Raw genomic sequence first — 26,109 nt, 5'->3', positions numbered from 1 at the left:
CTGGCCTTTCGGTGTCGGTCTAGCCCTTGCCGGAGAACGTCGCCTTGACCACGGGGCTGGCCGAAGGGGTCAGGGGTGCGGTCGGCGGGGCCGTGGACGTCGTGGTGGCGCCGCCATCGATACGCGGCGCCAACGGCGCTGGTTGGGCGACCGCCACGGTGGCGGCTCCCATGGCCACCAGGGCACTGGCTCCGATTGCGGCCGCGATGCGACGGACGTTGGCGGCGTTGGTCAGACGTGAACGGGACATCAAATTCCTTGTATTCATTGCGAGATGGATTGGTGCCGTTGGCCAGTGGCCACTCACACCGCCGACCGCTCACGTCCCGCAGATATGCACTGCGCCAACCAATGAGCAGTCGGTGCAGCGAAATCTGCCTCAGCGCCTGACCTGCGTCAATAGCCAGCGCAGATGTTGAACAGACTGCGCAATTGTGACGTGGAACACTGTGATCCACGCATCATTTTGCTCGGTTACTCGTAGGTTGGCATCCGCGTCGACCTTCGCCACCGGAACCGCGTCAGGCACCCGACAGCTGAAGCCGCGCGTCCAACGACGCATCAATCATGTTGGGGCTCAAGATGTGATCGAGCACCGTGGTTGCGCAGCCGACGATGCCGACGCGCTCCTGCAACACCGACGGGACGACCTGCAGCGTCCGGGTGGCCAGGGTGCTGGCGTTGCCGTACAACGTTTCTCGTAGACCAGCGACGAATACGTCGTAGGCACCGACCATGTCACCGGCGACGACCAGCACCGCCGGGTTGATCAGGTTCACCGCGGCGGCGAGCACTTCGCCGATGTGGCGCCCGCTGTCACGAATCATGCTGCGAGCCTTCGCATCCCCACTAAGAGCGAGAGCCACCACGTCACGCAGGTGGTTGACGGCGTACCCGTCGGCTTGCAGGTCCCGCACGATCGCCCAGCCGCCGGCGACCGCCTCCACACAACCCGTGTCGCCGCAGCGACACGGAACACCTGCGGCCGCCGAGATCTTGCTGTGCCCGAAATCCCCGGCAGCCGCCGCGGCCCCGCGCCGGAGCTGACCGGCCATCACGATGCCGGCACCCAGTCCGGTGGACGCCTTCACAACCAGCATGTCTTGCACGTCAGCGAATCCGAACCGCCGTTCCGCCAGGGCGATGACGTTGGCATCGTTGTCCATGACCAACGGAGCGTCGGTGAGATGCTGGAAGTACGGGGCCAACGGCACACCATCCCAGCCGCTCATGTTCGGGGAGTCCAGACTGGCTCCCCGCTGTTGATCGACAGTGCCGGGCAGGCTGAGCCCGATCCCGAAGACGCGGTCGCCGCGGCGTCCGGAGTCGTCCAACAGCGCCTCGATGCGCCTGACCAGGCCGGGCATCAGATCGTCTGGACGCATACCGGGCTCTTGATCGATGTCGGCGGTGGCGAGGATGTCGCCGGCGAGATTGCACAATGCCAACTGGGTGCGGCTGCGCCCGATCGCCGCGGCGAAGACGATGCCGGCATCGATGTTGAACATGAGTTGGGTCGCCGGACGGCCGCCCGTCGACGCTGCGTACTCGGGCTCGATCACCAGATTGTCGGCCTCCAGAGCCGAGAGCCGAGCCGTCACGGCGGTGCGGGACAGGCCCGTGATCCGGCCGATCTCACTGCGGGTGATGGCTCCGCGCCCCCGGATCAAGGCGAACACATCGCCGGGTGTGGGTGCCACCAACGTGCCACTGAGCGCCATGCGCCCCATTGAAGCAAGGTGACACACACCCATGCAAGCGTAAGAACCCGATAGTTAGGTATTTGAAGTACTAAAGATGTGTTGCGGAAAATCCTAATCGGTGTAGGGTTCGTCCTGAACCGATCAAGCTCTAGGTATCCAAGGAGATCAGCAGTGACTATTCGGATCGGCGTCAATGGCTTCGGACGCATCGGGCGTAACTTCTTCCGCGCTCTGGACGCGCAAAAAGCGGCGGGCATCAACACCGATCTGGAGATCGTGGCGGTCAATGACCTGACCTCGACCGACGCGCTGGCTCATCTGTTGAAGTTCGATTCGATCCTGGGCCGCCTGCCCTACGAGGTCCGCGCGGATGGCGACACCCTGGTGATCGGTGACACCAAGATCAAGGCCCTGGCGGTCAAGGAGGGTCCGGCGGCGTTGCCGTGGGGCGAGTTGGGTGTGGACATTGTGGTGGAGTCGACCGGGATTTTCACCGACGCCGCCAAAGCCAAGGGGCATTTGGAGGCCGGGGCCAAGAAGGTGATCATCTCCGCGCCGGCGACCGGTGAGGACATCACCATCGTGATGGGTGTCAACGATGACAAGTACGACGGCAGCCAGAACATCATCTCCAACGCCTCGTGCACCACGAACTGTCTGGGCCCGATCGCCAAGGTGCTCAATGACGAGTTCGGCATCGTCAAAGGCTTGATGACCACCATCCACGCCTACACCCAGGACCAGAATCTGCAGGACGGCCCGCACAAGGACCTGCGCCGGGCCCGGGCCGCGGCGATCAACATCGTGCCCACCTCCACCGGGGCGGCCAAGGCCATCGGTCTGGTGCTCCCGGAGCTCAAGGGCAAGTTGGATGGGTATGCGTTGCGGGTGCCGGTGCCCACCGGTTCGGTCACCGACCTGACCGTCGAACTCGGCACCGCAGCCGCTGCCGCGGAGATCAACGCGGCGATGCAGGCCGCTGCCGAGGGCCCGTTGAAGGGGATCCTCAAGTACTACGACGCGCCGATCGTGTCGTCCGATATCGTCACCGACCCGCACAGTTCACTGTTCGACTCCGGACTGACCAAGGTCATCGACAACCAAGCCAAGGTCGTCTCGTGGTACGACAACGAATGGGGCTACTCCAACCGCATCGCCGACCTGACCGCACTGGTCGGCAAATCGCTGTAGCTGTCGCTACACCGAAGCGGGCGTCCAGCGAAACGGCGTCCTGAGCCCAATGGTCTTCTCTGCCTTGTCGTACCAGCCCTGCGGCGCGTACTGATCAGAGTGCAGATAGCACTGCACGCGCACTGCTGAACTGCCGGGAGTGAATGTCAGCAGTCTGCTCAGCGGCAGCGTCGTGATCGGCATGTGATGCCGACTCAGTGACGCGACGTTGAGAAACCATGTCCCCCAACGCTGTTCGATATGACTCTTGCCGCCGAAATTGTCGTCGGGGTGGGTATGGGTGTGACCGGCGATCCACAGTTGCACCCGGCCCGGATGCTCGGCCAAGAACTGTTCGAACGCACCGGAATCAGGCTGACTGTCCACCCAGTACAGATACGACGCCGCTTGCGGCGTGCCCTGCGGGAACGGCCGGTGGTAATGCTCCGCCAGTTGGCCGTCAGCATCGCGACGGACGCCCTCCCACTCTCCCGATGCCACCGTGGTGTCCTTGAGCACGTAGTGGTGCACCGTCACGATGATCGCGTCAGGATTGGTCAGCACCATGTGCTTCCACCAGCGGAACGTTTCGCCGCTGACCACACCCCCTGGATTGCCACCCAATGTGCCACGACCGACGGCCTGCGTCGGCTCGTTACGGTCGCTCAGCATGAGGAACAACAGATTCCCCACCCGAAACGAGTAGTGCTGCCAGGTCCCGGCTACCGGATAGCGTCGAAGTGCGGCATCGACACCGGAAAACTCCGTGTGCTGCCCCAGCGGGTCGATCCACTTCTGCCACCACCATGCCTCGGGTTCGTCCAAGCCACTGCGGTCGTGGTTCCCGCACACGCTGTAGACGTCCTCGCGGCGGTGGCGACGCAAACTCCCGAACTGCCGTCGGAGCTCACGCCCTTCCTCGTCGTCCGGTAGATGGTGGTGGGCACCGGACATGTCGCCGACGTCGACGGCGATGTCCCAGTCAAACGCCGCGCCACCGTCAGGCCCACCGAACTCGGACTGCGAAATCGCCTCGGCCAGACTGTCTCTGCCCAATCTACGATCAGTACCCACATGAGCGTCGCCAAAGGCCCAGAGGCGGAACGGGTGTACTCCACTGGTCATTCGCGGTCACCGTCGACCAGGCCCCAATAGCGCCGGATCTGGCTGTCCGCCACGCCGAAGATCGAGTCGACGACGATGCCGATCAACAGAACGACAATCATGACCGAGATCGCCAGCGGCATGTCACTCATGTTCTGTGCGTTCTCCAGCAGAACCCCGATCGATGCGGTTCCAGCGACCATCACTACGAGCTCACCCGCCATGAGGCTGCGCCACGCGAACGCCCAACCCTGTCGCAATCCACTGATGAATGTCGGCAGCGACGCCGGCAGGATGACGTGGCGGTGCAGCGCGAAGTTCCTCAGTCCCATGGTTTTTGCCGCACGCAACTGGAGCGGCGGAATGAGATCGGCGCCCGAGATCACGCCGAGCGCCACCGACGGAGCGGCGCCGATGACGATCACGAACAGGATTGCCGACGTGTTCAGACCGAAGAAGATGATCGCGAAGGGAAACCATGCGATGGCCGGCATGGTCTGCAGACCGGTGATGAGCGGACCGAAGGTATTGCGCAGCAGTTTGTTTCGGGACAGGATGCCGCCGATGACAGCGCCGAGGAGCAGGGACAGCCCAAAGCCGACGAGCGCCCGCCCCATCGTCGTCGAAACTGCCTCCCACAGCGCAGCGTCGTGCAGCTGCCGCCACAGCGTGACACCGACTGTCGCGGGGCTGGGCAAGACCACCGAAGACTTCCAACCGCTCAGATAGACGAGCTGCCACGCACCCAACACGACCAGCAGCGCCAACGCTTTCGCCCACACCGATGCCACCAACGGCCGCAACCGAACCGAGTTGCGGCGTGATGACCGAGGCGTCGTGGTCACTGTGCTACTGACCACGACGACCGTTTCCTTCCTCATGCAGCCGGGCGGTGATGTGCGCGGCCAACTCCGCGACGTCCGCGGTATTGATCTGACGAGGGCGGGGTACCGGGACGGGGAATTCTTCGACGATGCGACCTGGACGGGAACCCAGCAGAATCACCCGGTCCGCCAGGCGAACGGCCTCCCGCACGTTGTGAGTCACGAAAACGACGGTCAATCCGCGTGATTCGACGATCCGCTCAAGTTCCTCGTGCAGCAGGTCACGGGTCAGCGCATCCAGCGCACCGAAGGGCTCGTCCATCAGCAGCACGTCGGCGTCCTGAGCGAGCGCGCGGGCCAGGGCAACCCGCTGCCGCATCCCGCCGGACAACTGATGTGGACGCTTGTCCGCGAAATCACTCAATCCGACTGTGGCCAGCAGTCGTGCCACGCGTTCACGACGCACACCCCGCGGTACCGCGCGTGCCTTCAGGGCCAGATCGACGTTGGCTGCGGCAGTCAGCCACGGGAACAACGCCGGCTCCTGGAACATCAACGCGACCCGGCGGCCATAGTTCTCGACCGCTCCGCTCGAGGGTGCATCCAGACCGGCGATGATCGACAGCAGCGTGCTCTTGCCGCAACCGGAACTACCCACCAGACAGACGAATTCGCCCTCGGCGACGGTCAGACTGATGGTGTCCAAGGCCGCTACCGCCGTGCGGCCCTTTCCGTAGCGCTTGGTCACCTCGGCAAGTTCCAACGCCACCCGCGGTGCCGGAGGCGGCGGAGGAACTGTCACGAGGAACTCACCGGGCTGCGCGCAGCGGGTCACGCCGCTACCGCCGGCTTGCCCGCCGCGGAGAGCACCGCGTTGAGCGGAGCCGGATCGAACAGGCCGTTGATGTCGAGCGGCTGCAACAGACCGATTGCGACGGCCTTGCTCACCTGGTCACGCAACGACGCGATCCCGGGATCGTTGGAGAACGTCGTCTCCTTGAACGACTCCGTCAAGACGCCCGGATCCAGGCCCTTGCCAAGGACTTTCGCAAGCGCGGCGTTGGCGGACTGGGCCGCTGATGCGGAATCCGCGGCAATCTTGTCGTTGGCCTGGACCTGGCCGCGCAACAGCCCCGCCACGGCGTCTGGATGTGCCGCGAGAAAGTCCTGGCGCACGACGAGCACGGTGATGGTGTTCGGGTCCGACCACAGCCGCACGCCGCCGGCCTTGATCATCTGAATATCGAACGGCGCGGAATCCAGCGCGCCGGCGATCTGCTTGCTGACGAACTGCTGGACGATGGCCGATTCGGGGTTGGTCGGCTTGACCGATACATCACCCCCGCCTTGCGTGTTGGTCTGCAATCCGTTCTTCGCAAGCCAGTCTCGGAGACTGACGTCCTGGGTGCCGCCGAGCGCCGGGTCGGCGACCGTCTTGCCCCTGAGATCCTGGGCTGAGGTGATGCCCGGTTGTACGACCATCGAGGTACCTCCACTCGCGGCTCCCGAAATGAGCTTGATGGCTTGGCCCTTCGATTTCTGCCAGGCGTTGAAGGCGGGATTGGGCCCCACATAGGCCGCGTCGAGATGGCCGGACAACAGCGCCGTGATCTCCTCGGTCCCGGCGCTGAACGGTTGCGCGGTGAAGGTGATTCCGGGCCCGAGTTCCCGGGCGAACAATCCGTCATTGATGCCGACGAGCGCCGGCGCGTGCGTGATGCGAGTCAGGTAGCCCAGTCGCAGGGGCACGGGCGCAGACGACGCCGACTGGGTCGATGGCGAGCATCCGGTCACCGCCGCGATGGCGCCTACCGCAGCACCCAGCGCAATCAGCTTGGTGAGATATCGATGAGAGAACACAGTTTTCCTTGGTTTCGGACGAGCAGGGTGGGGTGCAATGTCAGGCCGTCGCCGGACATCGCGGCTGGCCGCTCGAACGAGTGACGAACAGCGGACTGGTCCAAACCTGATGGCCGTCCGACTGCGTGGCGCGCACGTACGTCGCGCTGGTGCCCTGCGGCAGATCGAAGACGAGGTCGCCGGTCACCGTGGTGGGGAGCGCTGAGAACTCAGCCACGCGTTCAGCACGTACCCGTAAGTTGAGGCCTCCCACGGCGGTTTCAACATGACCATCGCGGATCAGCTCAGCGCCCGAGAATTCGCGGTCGACGTCGAGGTCGTCCTCATGCGCCGAAGCCTGGAGGTGGAAGCGGGCCGCAGCGAGATCGGCCAACCGGACGACGATGCCGATATCCGAGCCGTACGTCGTGGTCCGCCAGTTCACCGTGTCACCGGAAAACTCGAATGATTGCTCAGGATGTGTTGCTGCCCATGGTGTTACGTTCGATACCTCGGTTCCTGCGACCCGCAGCTGACCCGACCAGGTCGCCCACCGGTAGCGATCGCGGTGACGCGCTCCACCCCACCGGATCCGAACGAGCTCGTTCGACAACCCGGTCTCGGCATGCAGATCGCGCTGCCAGACTCGCCCGGCGCTGTCATAGATTGCGATCTCGTCCCAGCCCGCAGTTCCATAGAGCGCGTAGTTGACGCTCAATTCGTCTGCTTCCGTGTCGATCTCGTCGCCCATCCAGGCATCCCCGCTGCGCAACAGCGCCACCGCGCGCGCTCCGGTGGTGGCCCAGGTCCGGCGCGCACGCAAACCGCGGCCCACCTCCGCGTTGGTCAGCGCCGGCGCAAGAACCCCGGTGAGACCGCCGAATCCGCCGAAGATGTTCGCTCCTGGTGCGCCGCCGCCGGGTCGGCCACGGTGTTCGTCACTGGCCGCACTGGCACCCAGGCGAAGTCCGCGGGCCAGTGCATCCTCCAGGAACCACGGGCTGCTGCCCCAGGTCGAGTGCACCTCGATCAGCCGTTCCAGCTCGGGGTGGTGCCAGTCCAGGATCGCGCGCCGGCCACCCACGTGCGGAATCAGCAGATAGGAATCCGGGTCCTTTTCGTACGCGGCGTAAAGCTCGGTGATGGGCCAGGTTTGGGGCGTCGGCACGGTGCTCGCCATCCCCTGGTGCCACTCCAGCGAACGCGCGAGCGTGGTGTCCTCGCCGAGAAAGACGACGTTGTGATCGCCGCCGACACCTGCGGTGCCGCACCATTCGACGCCCGGGAAGCAGACGAGACTGCCCTCGTTCGAGATGGCCCGGCAGGCGGCGACCACGTCGATCCAGGCATCGTCAGTGATCTGAAAATCGTTGGCGGTGTAGCCCACAACGTCGAGTGCCCCGATATCGCGGGCATAGCGCAGGTTCCAGTCGGTGTCCTGGGTGCCGACGGTGTCGTTGGAATGCACGTGCAGGTCGCAGAAGAAGCCACGGGGTCCGGGCAAGTCGTCGACAACGTCGAGCCTGGTCTCCCCTGGCGACACATCCGCCTCGGTGTCAGCGAGGACCCGGATGTGCGCAGCGTGCGCGGGCATCGCGAGAGACGCGCTCACCCAACCGGTGTGCGGCGTGCTCGCCCGGGCCACGGTGGTGCCGTCAACCTGGGCCCACAGTTCGGTGGCGATACCCGCGCAGGTATTTCCCCAGCGGTCCTGCAAGTGTGCGCGCAGGGTCACCGCCTCGCTGTCGCTGCGCACGACGCGCGGGCCGTGGACGACCACGCGCTCCGGTGCACCGGGCACCACGGCGAGCCGATTGACGCCGGCGCGGGCCATTCGCGAGGTCCCCAACGGATCGACGAACAGATGGACCTCGAACTCGTCCTCGACGAAGGTTTGCGTGCGGGTACCGGGACCTCCGAATCGCCGGTCCCCCAGCCGGATCTCGATCACATCACCGGGACGCAGGTAGCCGTCGACGGCGTGGATCAGCAGCGACTTCTGGAACGGCCGCTCACCGCCCTTGACGTCGTAGCGAACGGCCAACTGCTGCACCGTGGCGGCGCCTGCCTCGGACGCACGTCCTACCAGTGACCGGCTGACCAGCTCCGCGCTCGCATAGTCGCGGGCGGCAGGATCGGTGGTCTGCAGGTCCCAGTCGGAGTAATAGCGGAAGCACAGTTTGAGCCAGCCGCTGTCGGCGATACCCGACCGCCCGACGGTGTAGGTGAAGACGATTTCTTCCAGTGCGCCGGCGACCACCGTGGCGTGTGAGCACTGCAGTTCGCCGAGGAAAGGCAGCTCGTCGAATTCGGCGGTGATGGCGTCCCGCACTGCTGCCACCGAGCAGTCATTGCTAGCCAACGGACCTTGAGGACGAAGCGGAATCGCACGCGACATCGACCCATCCTCTCGGCTACTCACCTAGGAGTCCAACGAATAGATATGATGCGATTGATCACCGAAAGTGAAGAATGATGAATCTGCAGCAGTTGCACTATGTGGTTGCCCTGGCCGAGGCCAAGAGCTTCACGAAGGCCGCCGAAAGTTCCTTCGTCGTGCAATCGGCGCTCAGCCAGCAGGTCCGGAAGTTCGAGGAAGAGCTCGGCGTGACACTCTTCGAACGCACGACGCGGTCGGTCTCGCTGACCCCGGCGGGCGAGGCACTCCTGCCGCTGATGCACCAGGTGGTCGCCGGACTCGACCAGATCAAAGTCGATGCCCAAGCACTCAGCGGCATCGTCACCGGACGCCTCACGGTCGGCATGATGGAGGTCCCCTCCGAAAGCCTTGACGTCGCAACGCTGATGGCGACATTCCACTCCCGCTACCCCGATGTCAGCGTGACGCTGCGCAGTGGTGGCAGCGACGTGCTGCTGACCGCCACCCGCGACCGCAAGCTGGACGCGGCCATCGTCGGCTCCAACGTCTCCAGGGCAGCCGATCAGCTGAGTTTCACGCACCTGTTCACCGAGTCGTTGATCGCGGTCATCCCCTGCGATCACCCGTTGGCCAAACACCGAACGGTATCGGTCACCGAGCTCGCGGCATTGCCGTTCATCGACTTTCCGCCCGGATACGGCCTGCGCCACGAAACCGACCGAGGTTTCGCCGAGGTACCGCGACGCGTGGCCTTCGAAGTCACCCGCGTCGATGAAGTTGTCCACTTCGTTCGTCAGAACCTCGGCGTGGCGCTGCTGCCCGAGTCGGTGGCACGCACCCGCGCCGACACCGATGCCAGCCTGGCGCTGCGTCCCGTCACCGGCGTCGAGATGCAGCGCCGGGTGCATCTCGTCGCACCGCAATCGCACCTGCGTTCGGCGGCGTGCCAGGCGTTCATTGCCTGCGTCCACGAACACCTGGCGTCGCACTAAGCGAGGCCGGCGACCGAAAAGTACTCCCGCACAGCAGCTTCGAGCACCTGTACCGCAGTGACCATGGTGTCGATGCCGATACTCTCGTCATAGACCGCCCATCCGTCGTCGCCGGGGCCGAAGGTGACCGCGGGTATGACGACGTGGCGAAAGCGGATCGTGTCGTTGAACGCCGCACCGCGGCCTCCCAACCGACCACCACGGCGATCAGGCTCAGGACGGGCAATGCCGCCAGCAGCGTGGCGCGGGCCACCTCACGGCGATCGCGTCGGTGGCGTTCAGCACTGACCGCGTCGCGCGGACGAACTACTGTGGGCGCGCTGCTCGAGCGGAGCGCGCCAGAACCGCGTGCGGGTGCCGATACCATCCATCTTCCCTTGCAGGCCTGCGTAACGGCCCGCAACGTAACACTCACGATCGGCCAAATCGGGTGTGTCCCAGACGTCGCGACATCGTCCACGCTGCGGCAGCGCCACCGACGGGACCCGTTCCGACCTGCAGGAAGTCAGCGGTCCAGGCACTTCCATGCGATGTTTCGAATCGTTCTGATCCGATGGCGTCAGCAGGCTCCGTACGGTGCCGCGGTTGTGTGCCTGAATCGCCCGGCCTGAGTCAGCTGGGTATGGAACGCTTTACCCGTGCGACACGAAATCCAGTTCGGTGTGCTGGGTCCACTGCAGGTGAGCGTCGGGTCCACACCGATTCAGGTTGGCACGCCAAAACAGCGCGCGGTGCTCGCCATGTTGATCGCGAACGCCAACCGCGCGGTCAGCGCCGCTGATCTGATCACAGCCATTTGGGCAGACGAACCGCCGGCTGCCGCACGGATCTCGGTGAGTGCGTACGTGTCGAATCTGCGCCGCATCATCACCCAGGCCGGCGTCGACGCGCACGCCGTCGTGTCCACCGCACCCAATGGCTACCGACTCGAAATCACCACCGAACAAAGTGATCTGGCGCGGTTCGCCGCTGAGCAACAAGCCGGGATCAACGCCGTGGCCGCCGGACACTTCGAATCGGCCAGCACTCACCTCACCGCCGCACTGCGTCAATGGCGTGGCCCCGTCCTCGACGACCTCCGCGACTTTGCGTTCACCGATGTGTTGCGCAGTGAGTTGGCCGAGGACAAGATCCTGGCGCACACCGCGCGCGCCCAAGCCGAAATCGCCTGCGGCCGCGCTCATACCATCGTTCGGGAGCTCGAAACCCTGGTCGGCGAGCATCCCTACCGCGAACCGCTGTGGGCTCAGCTGGTCACGGCCTACTACCTCACCGACCGCCAATCCGATGCGCTGGACACCTACCACCGGCTCAAGACCGCGTTGTCCGATGACCTCGGCATCGACCCCGCGCCAGCACTGCGCACCTTGTATGAACAAATCCTGCGACAGGAACCGCTCGACGTACAACGAAATGCGCAGGCCGCCGCCCAGACAATCATCGCCTTCGAACCCGACGCGACCACCCTGATAAGCCGCGTCACCGCTGTCCTACGCGACGTGCGTGATCACGTTCATCAACTCAAGGGGTCGGCCACCCGCATCGGACGGCATCCCGACAATGACCTCGTCGTGCCCGACGACAAGGTGAGCCGGCACCATGCCGTCATCAACAACGCCGACACCACTCACATCATCACCGACCTCGGGTCCGCCAACGGAGTCCATGTCAACGGCGAACGGATCCGCGCCACGGCTGAACTCCACGACGGCGACACCATTCGAATCGGTGGTCAGCTGTTCGTCTTTGAGACCTGCCCGCCCGCCACGGCGGAGGCCGGCGACCGGTCTGAGACCTGACCTCAGCCGCCGTACTGCGGCTTCAGCTGACCGGCCAATGCGGCCAGCGGAATGTTGGCGACGACGGTGCCGCCATCCATTGACCAGACGCGTTGTCCCGGAGGAGTGGGCTCTTCGCGCATCATCGGTTGATCGGGCATGTAGAGCCGCAATGAATCGCCGGTGAGTGCGAAGGCGCGGTAATTGCCTGAGTAGCCGGGGCCAGCACTATCCGGCTGGAACTCGGGCACCGTGAAGGGGTAGGTGCCCGGCGTATGCGGCGGCGGTACCGCGTCGAGGATCGGCGGCAAGATCGGCGCCGCGGCCGCTGAAACCGCTTGATTGGCATTGACTCCCGGCCGGAACAGGTCCGGAAGATACAGCCGCTGTCCGGTATTCATGTTGAAGACGAACGATCGGTAGGCGTTGTTGGCCTGTATCCCGAACGGCTCGAAAATCTCGTGGACAACCACAGACTGCAGGCCACCGGGCCCGGGAATGATCTCGTAGTCGGCACGGGCACTGCTGTCGCGCGGCGTGGTATTGCCGGTGTTGCGCCAGCCGTTGAACAGCCGCGTGTAGTAGTCACGCAGCACCGGCCCGGCGGTCGGGTTGTCGATCAACTCGACCGGAACCCGCAGTGACAGCAGCATTTCCGCTTCGCGCTGGGACTTCACCACCGCGGTGCAGGCGCCGCCGTCCCAGACCGCGCCCAGTTGGGCGCAGAAGCTGTCTACCGCTGCGTGTGCGGTCGGGAGACCTGTGAAACACGTCGTAGCGACGACTGTTGCACCTAATGCGGCGAGCGCCGCCCGGACCCTAGTTGCCACGCTTACCGCCCGCCCCAGCGAGCATCACGTCGGCTGCGAGCCATCGATCCCCCACCTTTCGCATCGTCATGGACACACTGACGTAGTCGGTCTTCTTGTCTTTCACCGCGGCGCTGGTGACGTCCTGCTTCACGGTCAGCAGCACGTCGACATCGTCACCGCGGACGGCCTTGACTGCCGCGTCGTCAACGACACCCGTTGTGCTGACCTTGTTGTCGATCAACATCTTTCGCATGGTCGCGGCGGCCTTGCTGTAGGTGTCTTTGAACTTGCCCGTGGCACCGCCGAGAACATCGGCGAAGTTCTTGTCGATGGCGTTCTGATCGGTGGTGGTCAGGAGAACGGCATAGCTGCGTGCCGCATCCAGCGCCCCCGCGGCTTCGGCGTCGCGCTGGTGCTGGGCGAAAACCAGCCACCCCGTGGTGCCGGCGGCCGCGGTCAGTACGATCACCACGGCCACGACAGCCCAACAGATCGAGCGACGAATGGTGTAGGTCTTGGGTCCGGCGGGCTCGGGTTGCGCCTCTTCCGAATCCACGCGTTCGACGCCTTCGGGCACGTCAGCTTCCTTGGTAGTCACAGGATTTCAACCTTGCTGGCCAGCCATCGGTCGCCGTTGCGCTCCATGGTCATATCGATGCGGTTGCGGTCGATACGCGGGCTCGGGTTGTTCGCGTTGGTGATCGACTGGTCGACGAACAGCAGCACCTCGACCTTGTCGGGGGTCGCCGACTTCACCGCCGCAGCGACGACGATGCCCGTCCCCGATGCCCTGTTGTCGATCAGCACCTGCCGCAACTGGTTGGCGCCCTGGCTGTACGCATCCTTGAACTCGCCGGTGGCACCGTCGAGCGACTTGCGGTAGTTCTCGTCAATGTTCTTGGCGTCCAACGTCGTCAGCACCACGGCATAGTCCTTGGCCGCCTGCAACCCAGCCTCGCTCGCTTCGGTGAGCCGGTACTGCTCGTACTGCCGCCAACCCAGAAATCCCAGCGCCGCTACCAACACCGTGAACAGCAACGCGCACACCAGCGCGGCCAGACCGACCCTCCGCTTCGATGTCGCCGCGGCCGATTCCGTGGCCTCGGCGGCCGCATCTGCCTCCGTCACCTCGGCGGCCTCGGCATCAGGCTCGACCGACAAATCGGTCGCCTCGGCGGCTTCGGTCTCCGTGTCCTGCACCTGCTCGAAGACGTCCGCACTGGCAGTTCGTTTACTCATCACTTCTCGCGTATCTCGTGGCCCATCAATTCGGCAGAGGCACCGGCATGACTGGACCGCCGTATGGGGTGTCAATGGTGTAACCCGGGTAGTGCGGGGTCTTGTCGGTCACCGCGTGAGGGTCGTATCCCGGCGGCGGACCGGCAGTGTCGTCACCCGGTGGCCGCGGCGCATTACGGGCGCCGCGAACCAACAGCGATGGATCCTTGTCCTCACAGTAGGTGTACTTGTACGGCTCTGGGAAACTCGCATCCGATGGGGAGTGACGCGGCAGGTCGTAGTCGCACCGGTACTTCGGATAGATGTCACCCAGCGCCCAAATCCCGCCGTCGTGGACCATGGCGGAGAACCGGTCGATGAACGGATCGCGGTCCGGCCGCCAGATGTACTCCAGCGCCGGGATTCGTTGGTAGATGATCTGCGACACCGTGGTCAGGTTCCCGAGGATCTGCACCACATTCTGGCGGTTGTCAGCGATGAGGTTGTCCAGCGTGGCCAACTGCGGCTCACCCCGCTCCACCAACGTGCGGAAGCCGCCGTCCATCTTGTTCACGCCGCCCAGCACCGCTTCCAAGCTCTTGGTCGTCGCCTGCAGGCCCGGACGGACGGCGGCGACAGTGCCGAACACCACCCGGGTGCTGCGGATCATGCTCGTGGTCTCCGGCAGCACTGAGTCGACGGTGTTCGCGAGCAAGCTGGCGCCGTCGAGGATCGCGGCGAGCTTGCGCGGGCCGTCCTTGGTCACATGCAGCTCGTTGAACATCTTGCCGAGCTTGTCTGCGTCCAACTGCGCCAGCGCGCCGCGGCTGTGGTCGATGATGTGCGGCAGCGTCACCGGAATGCTGGCTTGCTTGCCCGAAATAACCGCGCCGTCAGCCAAATACGGTCCATTGCCACTGTCGGGACGGAAGTCCAGGTACTGCTCACCCGCCGCGGACAGACCCGACACCCGCACCGGAGAGTCTTTCGGGATGCGGGCAGACGCGTCAATGGACGCGACCGCCTCGACACCGTTGTTGGTGAGATTGACCGCTGATACCCGGCCGATCGGGATGCCACGCAGCGTGACGTCTTGATTGGTCAGCAGCCCACCGGATTCGGGCAGCAAGATCCGCACCGCGATGGTCCGGTGCAACGGGTTGAACCGCAGGCCATCGATCGCGATGTAGGCGAAGGCCACCACCGCGGTCAGTGCCAGTCCGACCAGCGCCAGCAAGATCTTGCGACTGGCCACTGCCTTGACAAAGCGAATAACCACTGCCAGAACGGAATTGAGAAGGGTGATCATGGGCGATCGGCCCCGTTGACTCGACCGACAATCATGTTCCACTCGTACCGCAGGCTCCCGATCATCAGGTGCCAGTCGGTGCCGTCAGGTCCGTGGATGCCGGGGTCACCCGCGTAGTTCTTGTCCGGCAGGGCTCCGATCGCGATCTTCTCGACTGACGCAAGTCCATGCAGCGCAGCCGAATTCGTGGACTTGACGACGACGCCGATCAGTCGGTTGAACGCGGTCAGCGTGAGGTTCGGGTCCAACACGATGTCGTTGGAGACCTGTGACAGCTTGTTGATGTCGGCGATGAGGCTGCGGGTGTCGGTGCCCTGCATCGACGGGAATTTGGCCAGCTGCCGGGTGATCCGGCCGACGTTGTCGACCACATCCATGATCGCAGTGGTGTTGTCGGAGATGACGGCCATCGCCGGGCCGCCGGCCGACAACGCCGTGTCGATGGTCTGTTGGTGATTGGCCACTTCGGCAGCCATGTTGGACGTACTGCGCAATGTCGAATCCAGTTGCGCCGAGCGCGCCGACATCTTCGACAAGAACTGATTTGTTTCCGAGATCAACCCGGCCAGTTTCTCCCCGCGGCCCCCAACGACCCGGCCGGCACCGTTGACGTCGGTCGTCAAGGCACGGACGGCACCACCATTGACCAGCATCGCCAGCGAATTGAGCAGTTCCTCGACCGTCGGCGCGGACGCCGTGTCCGCCAGCGGGATGGTGTCGCCACTGTGCAGCAGCGCCCCACCGTCGGTGCGCGAGGGCGGACGAATTTGCAGGAACACGTCGCCCAATGGCGTGGCAGCACGCAATTCGGCGGTGCTGCCCACCGGCAGCGGCACATCCTTGCGGATTTTCATGGCCACTTTGGCGGTGAAATCCTGCGCATCGATAGAGGTGACTTCACCGATGTCGGCGCCGTACAGGCGGACTTTCGCCTTGGCCGGCAGATTCAGCGCATCGGTGAATACCGCATTCAACGAGTACGTCGGCCCACTCGAACCTGGGGAGGGCAAGGGCACACTGTCGAGGCCTGCGGCACAGCCGGTCATCAGCAGGACGCCGCCGAGCACAACGGTCCAGCGCGCGCCGCGAAGTACAGAAGTGGGACTGATCATCGTGTCGGCCCTGTCGGTGTAGCGGGTGCGGCCGGTGCCGGCTTCGCGCCGGGTTTGGGCGGTTCGCCCTGACCCGACGGACCGATACCGTTGCCCATCAAGTCCAGCATCGAACCCAGGCCGAAATCTGGCCCGTAGTCCTGCAATGTGCCTGTCGCACAACCGAGTTGCTTCAGGCCCATCAAGTTGCAGAGTTCCTTGTTCAGGTTGTTGTTGAGAATCACCTTGTCGGTCAACAGGTGGACGCGGATGCTACCGCCGACCGGGTCCAGGACGTTGTACAAGTTGTCGAGCGTCAGTGGCAGCACGTCAATGGTCTCCGTCAGCTCACGCTTGTTGTCGGCCAGCGATTTGGTCATCGTGTCCAGGTCACCGAATGCGCCCTTCAGCTGATCCCGGTGCCGATCCAGCAGACCGCTCACCTGCTGGAGGATCTCGTTGGCCTTGGCGCCGGTGCGCCCTGATCCCAGGTTCTGGTCCGCGAGGATGTCGCTGAGTTGGTGCACGTTGCTGCCGAAGGTGCGGATGGCGGCATCGTTGTCGGCCGCCGACTGGGTCAAATCCGAGACACTGCGGATGATCTGCTGCAGGTTCTGCTGGGTCTTGGCACCACCGTCAGGCCCGACCTTGAGCGCCTCGGACAATTTGGTCAGCGTCGACTTGATCTGGTCGCTGTTGCCCGCCGAGATCTGGGAGCCCAGATTCACCAGATCACCCAGCGGTCCACCGCCTTTGGCATCACCGCGCAGGGCGGTACCGAGCTTGTCCATCATGGCCAGGGTCCGGTCGAATTCGACCGGGGTCCTGGTGCTTCCAATTCCGATCAGGTCGCCGTCGCGGAGCTTGGGGCCACCACGGTACGGCGGGGTCAGCTCGATATGCCGGTCGGTGAGGATCGAGGCGGAAACGGTTGCGGCCACGACGTCGCTCGGGACGGGGACCTTCCGATCGATGTCCATGACGACCTCGACATAGCCACCCTTGTTCTCCACCGTGTCGACCCTGCCGACCTGCATACCCAGCACCGACACCGCGTTGCCGGGATACAGCCCGACGGCGTCCTCGAAGTGCGCAGTCACTCTGATGTCACGGTGCCAGAATCGCGGCACCACCAGGACCGCGGCCACGACCGTGCCGACAACGGCAACAACCGCAATCACGCCGATTATCAAGGCACGCTTACTCATTTGCAGTCCTTGAAGTACTCGACGATGTTGAACTGCCGGGCCCGGCCGCTGATGGCGCACATCCAGGAATCCACCATGAGACCACCGGACAGCGTCACATCCGCAGCATTGCCACTACCCAAGATGTTGGCGAAGTCGCGCGCCGCGATCGGTGCGTTCTGCAGGATGCTGCGCACGAGCGCATCATGGTCGGCCAGCATCTTGGCGAAATCGTGCAGGCTGTTGATCAGCGCGTCGAGTTGCGGCTCATCGCCCAGAATCGTATTCGCCCGGTCGGCCAGCAATGTCACCCCGTCGAACAGGCGCTGCACCGCCGCCCGCCGCGTGGTGATTTCGCCGAGAATGTGGTTGCCCTGCAACACCAATGCGCCCAGATCGGCCTTCTGCCGATGCAGAAGTGCCGCGATCGTGTCCGCGTTGGAAATCAGCGTGCCCAGCTGATCACGACGAGACTGGATCACGCCGGCAAGGGAATTGAGGTTGGTCAGCGCCTGCGGCAGAGCGTCGGGCAGGCCCTGCAGGCTGGCGCTCATCACTCGCACCGACTCGGCGATCCGGTCAGCATCCAGCGGAGCCAGGGTGCTGGTCGCGCCCTCCAGCGTCTTCTGCAGGTCATACGGCACTTCAGTGTGACTCAATTTGATTGTGTTGCTTCGCAATTCACCGGAGCCCGCGGGGGCGAGCTCCAGATAGCGCGAACCGAGAATGGTAGTGAGCTTGATCGCCGCGCGGGTCTCCGACCCCAGTCGCACGTTTTTGTCGGCCTTGAACGTGACCACCACGTGGTCGCCGGCCAGGGCGACGTCCTGCACCTCACCAACGTGGATGCCTGCGATCGTCACCCCATTGCCCGACTTGATGGCGGCGGCCTGGGCGAACTCGGCGGTGTACTGCTTCCTGCCGAAGTCCAGCACGCTGATCAGCACCACCGTGGCAACCATCACGACGATCACCGTCAAACCGATGACGCCGAGCCAGAACTTGTTGTAGTCCTCGAGAACTCGCTGGCGCCCACCCGGGATGTTCGCCGGGCGCAGTGGGCCACCGAACAGGCCGCTCATCGGCACACCGCCGTGTGCCACACTTCGTTGCCGTTACCCGGGGTGGCGGCGATGACGAAGTTCTGGAACCACTGCTTCAGGCCGCGCCACAAGGCGAAGTCGACGTCGCACGGATACGCGTTCAGGTAACTGCCGTCCTGCGTCATCCGGCTCAGACCCTTCAAGAGCAGGGGCACGTTGGCCATCATGTAGCCGAACCGGGCCTTTCCATCGGTGGTGCTGTACTTCAAGAAGCCGGGATCGCGGGCGATGAACTGCTGCATGTTCGGGGTGATCGCGTTGACGATCTGCGACAGCCGATTCACATTCGCAGTGATCGACCCCACCGAAGCGAGCAGTTCCTCACGCCGACCATTGAACGCCGCCAGCGACGCCGACGTCTGGCTCAGCATCGTCTCCAGGTTCTGGCTCTGCTTGGCCAGCGTCGTCATCAGCTTGTCCAGGTTGGCGATCAGATCGCCCAGCGCCGCATCCGGACCCGCCAGCGTCTGCGTCAACACGGAGGCCTGAGTGGTCAACGTCAACAGCGAGCCCTGGTTGCCCTGGAACGCCTGGATGATGGCGCCCGTCAGGTTGTCCACCTGCTTCGGGTCGAGCTCGGTGAACAGCGGCTCAAAACCGTTGAGCATGTACGAGATATCGAATGACGGATTGGTCCGATTCTCCGGAATCTGCGCGCCGGCAGGCAGTTTCCGCTTTTCACCCTCGCCCTGGCTGAGTCCGACGTACCGCTGCCCGATGATGTTCTGGTACGTCACCGAGGCCAGCGTGTTGGTGTAGAGGGTCTGGTTGCTGTGCACCTGGAAGGTGACCTTGGCCCGATAGTCGGAGGTCAGGTCGATCTTGTCGACACGGCCCACCCGAACGCCGGCCACCCGGACGTCATCGCCCTCGGCCAGGCCCGATACATCTGTGAACATGGCCGAGTAGCTCGTGGTCGGCCCGGCGATGTTGCGCTGCAAGGTGGCGAACACCATCCACGTGACCGCGACCGAAAAGACCAGAAACAGGGTCAAGAACAGGACGGTGGTGCGTTTCAGTTTCATCGCTGCCCCTCCGGAATCGGAGTGACCTGTACGTCTTGCCCGCGGGTAACGGGACCCAGCAACAGTTGGGTCGCGGATGTGGCTGGGCCACCGACGATCTTGCTCAACTGATCCTTCTCAACGTCGCTACCGACCGGCCCGACTGTTCCGCCGTAGAGCGGCGCGGACTGTTGCTGAATCTGGGCGGGTGCGCCGGCTTCCGCGGGCAGCGGTGGCCCTGCGGGGGCCGGCACGGCCTGGGGCCCCGGAGCGGGCGCCGCCTGAGGTGCCGGGGGCGCATCAGGGTCCGGCGGCCCGGGGAAATCGGGCACGATCGGCACCGAGAACCGCGGCGGAGCGGTGTTGGGGTAATTCTCGGGAACCCATGCGGGCGGGGCCATGCCCATGGAGGCCAACCCCGGGATGAGGTCAGGCGCCGTCGGGGTTTCCGGCGCGGTGTGGCAACTCGGCCCCTCCATTGCCCCATACCGCGGGCAGTCGGCCCGGGTGTACTGCCGTGACGGATTCATCGAGATGACCGCCTTGACGGTCAACAGGTTGGTCTCCGGGTTCCAGGCTTCGTCGTATGCCTTGTTCGCGAGGGCCTGCAGCCGTGTCGAAATACCGTGGAACTCGCCGGCATGGTCCGCGATCACACCCAGCCCCGGTGTCAGGCCGGTGCTGACCTGGATCATCCGGTCGATCTGGTGGTCGAACGCATCACGGAGTGTTCCCGTGGTCTGCAGCCCACCGGTGAGGAAATTGGTCAACTGCGAACGCTTTTCGGCAAGCGTCCGCATCGGCTTGACCGAACTGTCCAATGCGGCGAACAGATCCGGTGACACCGTGCGCAGGCTCTCGGATGCCGCTTTGAGTGCCGACAGCGTCGTCGGCCCGGTGTCGTCAGAGGCCACCACCGAATTCAGTTGCTGCATAACCCTGTTGAGACCACCGCCGGCATCGGTGAGCTTCTGCCCACGGCCGTGAGTGGCCTCGGAGATGGCCGCGAAGACACCGACGTTGTTCGCGTCGGGTGACTGACCGACCGCCTTGAGCAGCTGGCGCAGCTTGGCCAGCACATTCTGGAACAGCACCGTGGGCAAGGTCTGGTCTTCCATGACCACATCGCCCGAACGGATGGGCCGCGCGCCGCTGCCGTTCTGCACCAGCTGCACAGCCGACACCGCGAACAGGTTCGCCGGCACCACGCGAGCGGTCACATTGTCGGGAATCTGCGGCGCGAACTGCGGCTGGATGTTGACGTGCACCACGTTCGGCTGGCCGTGCTTGCGAGGGTGTCACGCTCGACACCATGCCGACGATGACGCCGCGGAACTTCACATCCGAACGCTCCGGCAGACCGTCACCGATGTTGATGAGCTTGAGGTCGACCCGGATGAAATCATCGAGCTTGCCTTGGGACTTGACCACCATCAGCACCGCGGCGATCGCGGCGATGACTGCGAAAATCGTGCCGATGACGCCCAGCTTGCGGTCGGTCGAGCCGCGCGGGTCGTGATCGAAAGAGTTACCCATCAGCCACCGAACCTTGCGCCGCTGATGACGCCCCACAGCGCCATCGTGAGCAGCATGTTGACGATCATCACCACGGTGACACTGCCGCGCATCGCCCGACCGGCCGCCACCCCGACACCTGCCGGACCACCTGAGGCGAAGTAGCCGTAGTAGCACTGCATGGTCGACGAAATGAACACGAAGACCACCGCTTTGATCGTCGCGAACAGCACATCCCGGCCCTCCAGGAACAGACCGAAGTAATGCAGATAGGTGCCCGTGGACTGGCCGGCGATCACACTGACCAGCTGGCACGACAGGTAAGCCAGGGCCAACGACGCCAGGAACAGCGGCACCACCGCGACGATCGAGGCCATCACCCGCGTGGCCACCAGATACGCCACCGAATTGATCCCGAGGGTGTCGAGCGCGTCGATCTCGTCATTGATCCGCATGGCGCCCAGCTGCGCGGTGAATCGGCAGCCGGCCTGCGCGATGAAGGCCATGGCGATCATCGCCGGCGCAAGTTCTCGCGTCGTGGCGAACGACGAGACCAGACCGGTGGCCGGCCCCAAACCCAACAGGTTCAGCGCGTTGTAGCCCTCGATCGCCACCAGCGCCCCGGCCGTGATGCCCAGCACCCCAGCCACATTCAGCGTGCCGCCGCCGACCACGATCGAGCCGTTACCCCACGTGATGTCCGACAGCAGCCGCAGGAATTCCTTGCGGTAGCGCACCCACATCGTCGGCATGGCCAGCACCACCCTGCCGAAGAACTCGACCATGTGACCGGTACGCCCGGCCGCCTTCAGCAGCCCGTTGCCGACCGCGGCGACCGGCCGCAGCAGACCCGGGGTGAATGTTGAGGGAGCTGCCATGTCAGATCGACGTCTTCGGGAAGATGATGACGTACAGCTGACTCATCACGACGTTGACGATCATCATCAGCAGCACCGACTCGACCACCGCGGCGTTGACCGAGTTGGCCACACCGGCCGGACCACCACGGGTATCGAGCCCCTTATGGCAACTGATCACCGCCACGATCACGCCGAAGACGATCGCCTTGACCATGGCCAACGCCAGGTCACCGACCGTCGAGAACGACGAGAACGTGGCGATGAACGAACCCGGGGTGCCGTTCTGCAGGTACACGTTGAACATGTAGCTCGCCAGATACCCGACGAAGCTGGTGACGCCGGTGAGCAGCACACCGATGAGCACCAGTGCGACCAGCCGCGGCACCACCATCCGCTGGATCGGGGAAACGCCCATGACCTCCATCGCGGCGATCTCCTCACGCATGGTGCGCGATCCGAGGTCGGCGCAGACGGCCGAACCCACGGCCGTCGCCAGCAACAGCGACGCGACCAGCGGGGCGCCCTGCCGGATGACCACCAGACCGGTGGCCGCACCCGACAACGACGACGCACCGACCTGGCCGGCCAGCAGGGCGAACTGGATCGACAACGTCACGCTGATCGGGATGGTCACCAGAACCGTTGGCGTGAAGGCGGTTCCGGCCATGAACGCGGCCTGATCCAGGAACTCGCGCCACTGGAAAGTCCGCTTGACGATGTCGCGGAACAGATACTCCAAGGCCCGCAACCCGAGCACGATCTGACCGCCCGCGGTACTCAGCGACGCGATCGGATGGTTCTGCAGGTAACGGCGCACCCACTCGATGGCCTCGTTGATCGCCGGCCACTTCGCCAGCCCTCCGGTTTGTGCTTGGTCGGTCACAGCGCGGCTGCTTCCCGGCCGGATTCCGGCCACTCGGTGGCGATGCCACGACACACCAGTTCGTTGCTTGCGAAGGTCTGCGCGAGCAGTTCCTCACGACTCGGCTTCTGCCCATAACGCAGGGCGATGCCGAACGGGATGGCGCAGATCGTCTGGGCGGTGGCCCGGACATCGACATCGGCCCGGATGTAGCCCTGCTTGATGCCGTCGCGCAGCATCGCGACGAGGACACGGGTGCCGTCATCGAAGAGGCGCTGAAACTCCTCGGTCATCTGCTGATCGACGCCCGCCGCCTGCACCACGATCAACTGCATCAGGCGCGGCTCGTCGGCCAGCAGTTCGCTGTAGGCCATGCCGATACCCAGCAGGTGGTCGCGGAACTCGGTGATGGATGCCAACCGTCCCGGCGTCGGGTCGCCGATCGCGGCGAGCACACGGGCGTTGACCTGGCGCACCGCGTGATCGACGATGTCGCGCTTGTTCTCGAAGTACCGGTAGAACATCGAGTGACCGGACCCGAGCCGCTTGGCGATGTGACTGATCGAGGTCTGGTGATACCCGCGCTCGGCGAACTCCGCCAAGGCAGCTTCGATGACCTCTTCGCGCACCAGCTCAGCGCGTTTCGCGCGCTGGCGTTCCGCCATGGTCGCCCGCGCCTCGCCTGTCACGCGGATCACAGTAGCGTATCGATTCCGGTTTGGGACACACTCTTCGCGAAACGGAATGAATTGTCTCGCCAGTAAACGCCGCGCGGTACGGGGTTTGCTGAAAATCGCAGGGAGGCACTGCCGCAGGACAGTAGGGCGACCCTCGCAGCCATGTGGCCGTTTCTGCATTTTCACCAAAAACGCACAGCCCCGGCGGATGCCGTGGTACTGCCCGGGCCGCACTATCCTGCGTCCATGACAACGGACCGGATCACTGTCGACATTCGCGATGGCATCGCCTACGCGACGCTGAACAGGGCGGACAAGATGAACAGCCTGGATCTGCCCATGCTGGAAGCTCTCGCCTCCGTCCCCGGCCAGCTGGCCCGCGACCGTTCGGTGCGGGTCGTGATCCTGCGCGGCGACGGACGCGCGTTCTGCACCGGACTGGACTTCGCCGGCGCCAAACTGCAGGGGTTGAGCGCCGTGCGCAACTTCGGCAAGTTCCCCGGGCAGAAGACCAACCTGTTCCAGCAGGCCTGCTGGGCGTGGCGCGAGCTGCCGGTTCCGGTGATCGCGGCAGTACACGGCCATTGCTACGGCGGTGGCCTGCAGGTTGCCCTGGCCGCGGACTTCCGGATCGCGACCCCGGATTGCAAGCTGTCGGTCATGGAGGCCCGGTGGGGACTGATCCCCGACATGACCGGGTCGGTGACGCTGCGCGAACTCCTGCCGATGGATGTGGCCAAACGGCTGACCATGACCGCAGAGGTGTTTTCCGGGACCGAGGCACTGGGCTATGGACTCGTCACATCGGTCGCCGAAGACCCGTTGGCAGCAGCCGAGGAGTTGGCCGCACAGCTGGTCGAGCGCTCCCCCGACGCGTTGGCCGCCACCAAGAAACTGTTCGACTCGACGTGGACGTCGACGCCGCGGTCAGCGTTCTGGACCGAGTCGCTGTTGCAGCTACGACTGCTTCGAGGGCGTAATCACCGATTGGCGCGCAAGGCCGGGCGGGACGGCAGTCCGGATTGGGCGCCGCGGTCGTTGGACTGAACCACGGACTTGCCGTCTGACTCGGTCTTGGACTTCGGCTTCGGCTTGGGCGTCAGTGCTTTCGTCAGCCCTTTCGCCAGACCGGCCAGCGGGTTGAGGACCTGACCACGCGGCTTCGGCGGCGTCGACTTGTTCACGTCGTCGATCGGTGTCGACAGCTCCGTCTTCTTGGATTTGGGCAGTGACGTCGGCAGCGTCGGAGCCACAGCCGAGGTGCTGACGACCTTGGGCGCTGCCGCCGGCACAGCAGCGGCGGATTGCATGGCCGCGGCGCGCACCTTGTTGACCTCGGTGACGATGGTGTTCGCGATGACGGTGCCGGCCGCGGTCACCACTCCGACGGCAGTTTGGACTCCCGCCATCACGGCGCGCACCGGGTTACCGCTTTTCGCCAGTTCCTGAGCGACGGCGTCGGGCACGTGGAATGCACCCGCGAGGAAGTCGTTGAAGGCCGGGAAGATCACGGCCGCAACGACATTGATGACGCCGATCACCGCGACCTGGAACACGCCGCGCGGCTGGACGGTTGGCTCGGGATTCCGGACGACGGGCGCGTTGAGCGCGTCGAACGTCTGCTGCCGGAACTGTTGGAACGCGTTCAAGACGGCCCCTGGACCGCCCGTGATCGCGGGCGGGATGTTGAGCAGACCCACCACTGCGACCTCGAACGCGTTCAGCGCCCGCTTTGCGGGAATGGCCGCATCCGCATCGATCGCGCGATCCATGGCTGCCGCGGTGGGCCCCGTCATCGACGCGCCGGCGATGCCGAGCGCCTTGAGCGGACCGTTCGCCGGCAGCGCCGCGAGGAACACGCCGGGCTCCAGCAGCGTCGTCGTGATGCCCGTTGTGACGGTCTGCGCCAGTAGCGGACAGATGATCGAGCAGTAGATCCCCTGGTTCTGCACGAAACTGGTGATCAACCCGCCTGGCGGAACCGTTGCGGCCAAACGGATTTCCCGCGTCACGGTCGGCGGCGCGGAATGCTCGACGGTCGGGGCGACCGGTATCAGTGGTGCGACGACCGCCAGGGCAACGGCGGTTGCCGCGAGGTCAGCGGGCAGGCGTGCGGAAAGTTGCATCGTGGTCCCCTTGCACAGCGGTTATGGGCACCACGAATTGGCGAGCCATTCGGTTCAATCGGAACGGGAATCGATCTGCGCGGCCAGCGCACCGAGGCTGATGAGCAGATTCCTGGTCGGCGGCTGCGCGAGGTCGGCGACCGTCATGGTGTTCAGCGACGCATAGAACGCCGCTTTCGCCTGCGCCAACGCCGAGCGGAGCCGGCACGCCGATTGCAGCGGGCAATCGAGTCCGCTGCAATCGACCAGCTCGGTGTCGCCGTCGTCTTCCAGCGACTGCACGACGTCGCCAAGCCGCGCCACGCGGCCGGCTGCCGTGAGGGCCAGTCCACCGCCCCGGCCGCGGTCGGCGTCGAGCCACCCGGAAGCGGCCAGGTGCGCGCATGCCTTCGTCGCATGCGTGTACGAGATCTGCATCTCCTCGGCGATCTGGCGCGTCGAAATCCGCTGCTGACCGTCTTCGGCGGCGAGCCGGATCAAGATCCGCAACCCGACGTCACTGAAACCGGTTAGCCGCACCCGACCAGGCTATTTGAATCGTCATTTCTGATGCAA

Annotated in this window: 25 protein-coding genes and 1 pseudogene; 4 read left to right on the top strand and 22 right to left on the bottom strand. The window is 64.6% G+C overall.

What is annotated here, in order from left to right; translation table 11 throughout:
* Positions 1 to 19 precede the first annotated feature (19 nt).
* Both TL10_RS08540 and TL10_RS08535 read right to left on the bottom strand, forming a co-directional pair.
* Complete coding sequence (locus TL10_RS08540; protein WP_043400216.1) at positions 20 to 250, bottom strand: hypothetical protein; 231 nt, start codon at positions 248 to 250, stop codon at positions 20 to 22.
* Positions 251 to 521: 271 nt separating this feature from the next.
* On the bottom strand, positions 522 to 1,721 hold the full coding sequence (locus TL10_RS08535; protein WP_043985302.1) for an ROK family transcriptional regulator: 1,200 nt from the start codon (positions 1,719 to 1,721) through the stop codon (positions 522 to 524).
* Positions 1,722 to 1,874: 153 nt separating this feature from the next.
* On the opposite strand from TL10_RS08535, the gene gap reads away from it, so the two are divergent.
* Positions 1,875 to 2,894 (top strand): type I glyceraldehyde-3-phosphate dehydrogenase, encoded by a 1,020-nt coding sequence (gene gap, locus TL10_RS08530; protein WP_043985301.1) that lies wholly within the window; start codon positions 1,875 to 1,877, stop codon positions 2,892 to 2,894.
* A gap of 6 nt (positions 2,895 to 2,900) precedes the next feature.
* Here gap and TL10_RS08525 read toward each other — a convergent pair whose 3' ends face one another.
* From TL10_RS08525 to TL10_RS08505, 5 genes are all read right to left on the bottom strand, one after another.
* On the bottom strand, positions 2,901 to 3,929 hold the full coding sequence (locus tag TL10_RS08525) for a hypothetical protein (RefSeq protein ID WP_234711402.1): 1,029 nt from the start codon (positions 3,927 to 3,929) through the stop codon (positions 2,901 to 2,903).
* Positions 3,930 to 3,994: 65 nt separating this feature from the next.
* Positions 3,995 to 4,837, bottom strand: coding sequence for an ABC transporter permease (locus TL10_RS08520; RefSeq protein WP_234711401.1), 843 nt, complete (start codon positions 4,835 to 4,837; stop codon positions 3,995 to 3,997).
* On the bottom strand, positions 4,827 to 5,564 hold the full coding sequence (locus TL10_RS08515) for an ABC transporter ATP-binding protein (protein WP_043985349.1): 738 nt from the start codon (positions 5,562 to 5,564) through the stop codon (positions 4,827 to 4,829). The genes TL10_RS08520 and TL10_RS08515 overlap by 11 nt, the downstream gene beginning before the upstream one ends.
* 68 nt (positions 5,565 to 5,632) lie before the next feature.
* Positions 5,633 to 6,661 (bottom strand): ABC transporter substrate-binding protein, encoded by a 1,029-nt coding sequence (locus TL10_RS08510; protein WP_043392610.1) that lies wholly within the window; start codon positions 6,659 to 6,661, stop codon positions 5,633 to 5,635.
* Between the two features lie 40 nt (positions 6,662 to 6,701).
* Positions 6,702 to 9,038 (bottom strand): CehA/McbA family metallohydrolase domain-containing protein, encoded by a 2,337-nt coding sequence (locus TL10_RS08505; RefSeq protein ID WP_043985298.1) that lies wholly within the window; start codon positions 9,036 to 9,038, stop codon positions 6,702 to 6,704.
* Positions 9,039 to 9,115: 77 nt separating this feature from the next.
* Here TL10_RS08505 and TL10_RS08500 point away from each other — a divergent pair, with 77 nt between their 5' ends.
* Positions 9,116 to 10,012 carry a LysR family transcriptional regulator gene (locus TL10_RS08500; protein ID WP_043985348.1) on the top strand — a complete coding sequence of 299 codons (897 nt, stop codon included), beginning with the start codon at positions 9,116 to 9,118 and terminating at the stop codon, positions 10,010 to 10,012.
* Here TL10_RS08500 and TL10_RS08495 read toward each other — a convergent pair.
* Positions 10,009 to 10,203 carry a hypothetical protein gene (locus tag TL10_RS08495; RefSeq protein ID WP_043985297.1) on the bottom strand — a complete coding sequence of 65 codons (195 nt, stop codon included), beginning with the start codon at positions 10,201 to 10,203 and terminating at the stop codon, positions 10,009 to 10,011. The two genes, TL10_RS08500 and TL10_RS08495, sit on opposite strands and share 4 nt — an antisense overlap.
* Positions 10,204 to 10,650: 447 nt before the next feature.
* Here TL10_RS08495 and TL10_RS08490 point away from each other — a divergent pair, with 447 nt between their 5' ends.
* Positions 10,651 to 11,811 (top strand): BTAD domain-containing putative transcriptional regulator, encoded by a 1,161-nt coding sequence (locus TL10_RS08490; protein WP_043985296.1) that lies wholly within the window; start codon positions 10,651 to 10,653, stop codon positions 11,809 to 11,811.
* A 2-nt stretch (positions 11,812 to 11,813) separates the two neighbouring features.
* Here the strand turns inward: TL10_RS08490 and TL10_RS08485 are convergent, their stop codons facing one another.
* The 12 genes and pseudogenes from TL10_RS08485 to TL10_RS08430 form a co-directional block, all read right to left on the bottom strand.
* On the bottom strand, positions 11,814 to 12,620 hold the full coding sequence (locus tag TL10_RS08485; RefSeq protein ID WP_043985295.1) for a hypothetical protein: 807 nt from the start codon (positions 12,618 to 12,620) through the stop codon (positions 11,814 to 11,816).
* Complete coding sequence (locus tag TL10_RS08480) at positions 12,610 to 13,200, bottom strand: Rv1363c family protein (RefSeq protein WP_043985294.1); 591 nt, start codon at positions 13,198 to 13,200, stop codon at positions 12,610 to 12,612. Before TL10_RS08480 ends, TL10_RS08485 begins: the two co-directional genes overlap by 11 nt.
* The gene (locus TL10_RS08475) at positions 13,197 to 13,841 is read right to left on the bottom strand and encodes an Rv1363c family protein (protein ID WP_043985293.1); all 645 of its coding nucleotides are present in this window, start codon (positions 13,839 to 13,841) and stop codon (positions 13,197 to 13,199) included. Before TL10_RS08475 ends, TL10_RS08480 begins: the two co-directional genes overlap by 4 nt.
* 25 nt (positions 13,842 to 13,866) lie before the next feature.
* Positions 13,867 to 15,075, bottom strand: coding sequence for an MlaD family protein (locus TL10_RS08470; protein WP_234711399.1), 1,209 nt, complete (start codon positions 15,073 to 15,075; stop codon positions 13,867 to 13,869).
* A 50-nt stretch (positions 15,076 to 15,125) separates the two neighbouring features.
* Positions 15,126 to 16,241, bottom strand: a complete 1,116-nt coding sequence (locus TL10_RS08465; RefSeq protein WP_043985292.1) for an MlaD family protein — start codon at positions 16,239 to 16,241, stop codon at positions 15,126 to 15,128.
* A complete protein-coding gene (locus TL10_RS08460; protein WP_043985291.1) occupies positions 16,238 to 17,428 on the bottom strand; it encodes an MCE family protein in 1,191 nt (396 codons plus the stop codon). The genes TL10_RS08465 and TL10_RS08460 overlap by 4 nt, the downstream gene beginning before the upstream one ends.
* The gene (locus tag TL10_RS08455; protein ID WP_267884334.1) at positions 17,425 to 18,387 is read right to left on the bottom strand and encodes an MCE family protein; all 963 of its coding nucleotides are present in this window, start codon (positions 18,385 to 18,387) and stop codon (positions 17,425 to 17,427) included. Before TL10_RS08455 ends, TL10_RS08460 begins: the two co-directional genes overlap by 4 nt.
* A gap of 98 nt (positions 18,388 to 18,485) precedes the next feature.
* Positions 18,486 to 19,535: an MlaD family protein gene (locus TL10_RS08450; RefSeq protein ID WP_043392567.1), complete on the bottom strand. Its 1,050-nt coding sequence runs from the start codon at positions 19,533 to 19,535 to the stop codon at positions 18,486 to 18,488.
* Positions 19,532 to 20,972: pseudogene (locus tag TL10_RS08445) on the bottom strand (MlaD family protein). Before TL10_RS08445 ends, TL10_RS08450 begins: the two are co-directional and overlap by 4 nt.
* Before the next feature lie 77 nt (positions 20,973 to 21,049).
* Entirely contained in the window at positions 21,050 to 21,907 is an 858-nt protein-coding gene (locus TL10_RS08440) for an MlaE family ABC transporter permease (protein ID WP_043985290.1), read from the bottom strand.
* Between the two features lies 1 nt (position 21,908).
* Positions 21,909 to 22,745: an MlaE family ABC transporter permease gene (locus TL10_RS08435; RefSeq protein WP_043985344.1), complete on the bottom strand. Its 837-nt coding sequence runs from the start codon at positions 22,743 to 22,745 to the stop codon at positions 21,909 to 21,911.
* Positions 22,746 to 22,768: 23 nt separating this feature from the next.
* Positions 22,769 to 23,416, bottom strand: coding sequence for a TetR/AcrR family transcriptional regulator (locus tag TL10_RS08430; RefSeq protein ID WP_043985343.1), 648 nt, complete (start codon positions 23,414 to 23,416; stop codon positions 22,769 to 22,771).
* A 258-nt stretch (positions 23,417 to 23,674) separates the two neighbouring features.
* Between TL10_RS08430 and TL10_RS08425 the strand changes: the two genes are divergently transcribed.
* Positions 23,675 to 24,475, top strand: a complete 801-nt coding sequence (locus tag TL10_RS08425; RefSeq protein ID WP_043392561.1) for a crotonase/enoyl-CoA hydratase family protein — start codon at positions 23,675 to 23,677, stop codon at positions 24,473 to 24,475.
* Here TL10_RS08425 and TL10_RS29510 read toward each other — a convergent pair.
* Both TL10_RS29510 and TL10_RS08415 read right to left on the bottom strand, forming a co-directional pair.
* Positions 24,409 to 25,554, bottom strand: a complete 1,146-nt coding sequence (locus tag TL10_RS29510; protein ID WP_052506347.1) for a hypothetical protein — start codon at positions 25,552 to 25,554, stop codon at positions 24,409 to 24,411. The two genes, TL10_RS08425 and TL10_RS29510, sit on opposite strands and share 67 nt — an antisense overlap.
* A gap of 54 nt (positions 25,555 to 25,608) precedes the next feature.
* Positions 25,609 to 26,073: an RrF2 family transcriptional regulator gene (locus tag TL10_RS08415; RefSeq protein WP_043392559.1), complete on the bottom strand. Its 465-nt coding sequence runs from the start codon at positions 26,071 to 26,073 to the stop codon at positions 25,609 to 25,611.
* Positions 26,074 to 26,109 lie beyond the last annotated feature (36 nt).

Origin of the sequence: Mycolicibacterium llatzerense (assembly GCF_000878195.1) — a bacterium.
Taxonomy (GTDB): domain Bacteria; phylum Actinomycetota; class Actinomycetes; order Mycobacteriales; family Mycobacteriaceae; genus Mycobacterium; species Mycobacterium llatzerense.
Note: the sequence above shows the minus strand (reverse complement) of the source record. Positions and strands in the feature narration are given on the sequence as shown.

What these genes read in the sequence shown, in the direction of transcription:
- TL10_RS08540 (WP_043400216.1), bottom strand. Translation starts at nt 250, where the DNA reads ATGTCCCGTTCACGTCTGACCAACGCCGCCAACGTCCGTCGCATCGCG.
- TL10_RS08535 (WP_043985302.1), bottom strand. Translation starts at nt 1,721, where the DNA reads ATGGCGCTCAGTGGCACGTTGGTGGCACCCACACCCGGCGATGTGTTC.
- TL10_RS08505 (WP_043985298.1), bottom strand. Translation starts at nt 9,038, where the DNA reads ATGTCGCGTGCGATTCCGCTTCGTCCTCAAGGTCCGTTGGCTAGCAAT.
- TL10_RS08500 (WP_043985348.1), top strand. Translation starts at nt 9,116, where the DNA reads ATGAATCTGCAGCAGTTGCACTATGTGGTTGCCCTGGCCGAGGCCAAG.
- TL10_RS08475 (WP_043985293.1), bottom strand. Translation starts at nt 13,841, where the DNA reads ATGAGTAAACGAACTGCCAGTGCGGACGTCTTCGAGCAGGTGCAGGAC.
- TL10_RS08465 (WP_043985292.1), bottom strand. Translation starts at nt 16,241, where the DNA reads ATGATCAGTCCCACTTCTGTACTTCGCGGCGCGCGCTGGACCGTTGTG.
- TL10_RS08460 (WP_043985291.1), bottom strand. Translation starts at nt 17,428, where the DNA reads ATGAGTAAGCGTGCCTTGATAATCGGCGTGATTGCGGTTGTTGCCGTT.
- TL10_RS08450 (WP_043392567.1), bottom strand. Translation starts at nt 19,535, where the DNA reads ATGAAACTGAAACGCACCACCGTCCTGTTCTTGACCCTGTTTCTGGTC.
- TL10_RS08440 (WP_043985290.1), bottom strand. Translation starts at nt 21,907, where the DNA reads ATGGCAGCTCCCTCAACATTCACCCCGGGTCTGCTGCGGCCGGTCGCC.
- TL10_RS08430 (WP_043985343.1), bottom strand. Translation starts at nt 23,416, where the DNA reads ATGGCGGAACGCCAGCGCGCGAAACGCGCTGAGCTGGTGCGCGAAGAG.
- TL10_RS08425 (WP_043392561.1), top strand. Translation starts at nt 23,675, where the DNA reads ATGACAACGGACCGGATCACTGTCGACATTCGCGATGGCATCGCCTAC.
- TL10_RS29510 (WP_052506347.1), bottom strand. Translation starts at nt 25,554, where the DNA reads ATGCAACTTTCCGCACGCCTGCCCGCTGACCTCGCGGCAACCGCCGTT.